Here is a 2216-nt window from a genome sequence, read left to right on the forward strand (position 1 = left end):
ATCATCATATTAGATTTTGGTTCACAGTACAACCAACTTATTGCGAGAAGAGTAAGAGAGATGGGCGTTTATGCAGAAGTTGTACCTTATTTTGAAGACCTTGAAAAAATCAAGGAGAGAGAACCAAAGGGGATAATCTTGTCAGGAGGACCAGCCTCAGTATATCTTGACGGAGCACCGACTATAGATAAAGAAATATACGAATTGGGGATACCTGTTTTGGGAATATGCTATGGAATGCAACTGACAATGCACCTACTTGGAGGGAAAGTAGCAAAAGCTGATAAGCAGGAATTTGGAAAAGCTGAACTGGTAATAGACGATAAAAAAAATCCTTTCTTTGATTGTATACCTGATAATTCACAAGTTTGGATGAGTCACGGAGACCATGTAACTGAAATAGCTCAAGGATTTGAACAGATAGCTCATACAGATTCTTCTATAGCAACAGTATGTGATGCAGACAGAAAATTTTATTGTGTTCAATTCCATCCAGAAGTAACTCACTCTGTTTATGGAAAGCAGATGCTTGAAAACTTTGTTTTTAATGTAGCAGAATGTGAAAAAAACTGGTCGATGGGGAACTATATCGAATCAACAGTTAAAGATATAAAGGAAAAAGTAGGAGATAAAAAGGTCATACTTGCTCTTTCAGGAGGAGTTGATTCATCAGTTGCAGCGGTTCTTATACATAAAGCTATAGGGGACCAACTCAATTGTTTCTTCGTAGACACAGGACTTATGAGGAAAAATGAAGCTAAAAAAGTAATGGAGACTTATGGTGAGCACTATAATATAAATATAGAATGTATAGATGCAGAGGACAGATTCCTTTCCAAATTAGAGGGAGTAAGTGATCCAGAAGAGAAAAGAAAAATAATAGGTAAAGAGTTTATTTATATTTTTGAAGATCAAAAGAGAAGATTTAAAGATGCAGATTTTCTTGCTCAGGGAACAATCTATCCTGATGTAATAGAATCTCAATCTGTAAAAGGACCTTCTGCAACAATAAAGTCTCATCACAATGTAGGGGGACTCCCAGAAGAGATGGAATTTGAATTATTAGAGCCTCTAAGAGAGCTGTTTAAGGATGAGGTAAGACAGGTAGGAAGAGAGTTAGGAATACCGGACCATATGATAGACAGACACCCTTTCCCAGGACCAGGATTGGGAATCAGAATTTTAGGAGAAGTCAGCAGGGAAAAGGCTGACATTCTAAGAGAAGCTGATGATATATTTATAGAGGAACTCAGAAACGAAGGTCTTTACAGTAAAGTGAGTCAAGCTTTTGTTGTACTCCTTCCGGTGAAATCCGTGGGGGTAATGGGAGACGAAAGAACTTATGAATACACTGCTGTACTAAGATCAGCAGATACTACAGACTTCATGACTGCAACATGGTCTAGACTTCCATATGATTTTTTGGAGAAAGTTTCAAATAGAATAATAAATGAAGTAAAGGGCATAAATAGAATGACCTATGATATTTCTTCGAAGCCACCTGCAACAATTGAGTGGGAATAGTCTCTAATAAATTTTAGTGCTTGAAAACAAAGAGATTGAGAGTAACGCACTAAAAATTGATCCTAAAATGATCCTAATAATAAAAAATCAAACAAAAATGATAAGCATAATTTTAGTAATTACCAAATTATAAAAAAAGATTATTAAAAAAGGATTTTTTCTAATAATCTTGAAGAGGATATTAATATAAATTTTTCTTCTTCATAACTACGAGGGCACTCTAAAAAGGGTGCCCTCGCATCATATAGATGAATAAGGAGGTAGTAATATGCAAGTGAGACTTAAAGAAATTCTCAAACAAAAAGAAAAATCCGTCTATTGGCTGGCTGTTCAATGTGAAGTCACTTATAAAACCATGTTTAATTTAGTTAATAATAGAACAATGGCGGTTAAATACTCTATAATAGAAAACATTTGTAAGGCACTTGATGTAACACCAAATGATATATTTGATTTTAAAAATTAATAAAATAATTATTCAATTATGGGATAAATATTTAATTTAAAAAGGTGATCCAGTGGATCACCTATAAATGGCTAGGAATATAATTTACACGGAATTTGGGAAAGACCCAATGATTTTTTTAGTTTGAAAATTAATTCGAATAAAGATCTAAAGTATCATAATAATATGTTATTTCTCCGTCTTCATCTTCATATTCAAAAGCAACAGTTAGTTCACTCGCACCAGC

General features: G+C 34.1%; 2 protein-coding genes. Both read left to right on the forward strand.

The annotated features are described in order from the left end of the window. On the forward strand, window positions 1–1524 hold a 1524-nt coding region (gene guaA / locus ABZA26_RS13275; protein ID WP_372714983.1), incomplete at its 5' end, for a glutamine-hydrolyzing GMP synthase. Window positions 1525–1792: 268 nt separating this feature from the next. Continuing rightward, window positions 1793–1990 (forward strand): helix-turn-helix domain-containing protein, encoded by a 198-nt coding sequence (locus ABZA26_RS13280; protein WP_372714984.1) that lies wholly within the window; start codon window positions 1793–1795, stop codon window positions 1988–1990. Window positions 1991–2216 lie beyond the last annotated feature (226 nt).

The sequence above is a fragment of the Ilyobacter sp. genome, from assembly GCF_041583315.1.
Classification (GTDB): domain Bacteria; phylum Fusobacteriota; class Fusobacteriia; order Fusobacteriales; family Fusobacteriaceae; genus Ilyobacter.

Excerpts from the sequence above, each read along its gene's own strand:
- ABZA26_RS13280 (WP_372714984.1), top strand. The coding sequence starts at position 1,793 with ATGCAAGTGAGACTTAAAGAAATTCTCAAACAAAAAGAAAAATCCGTC.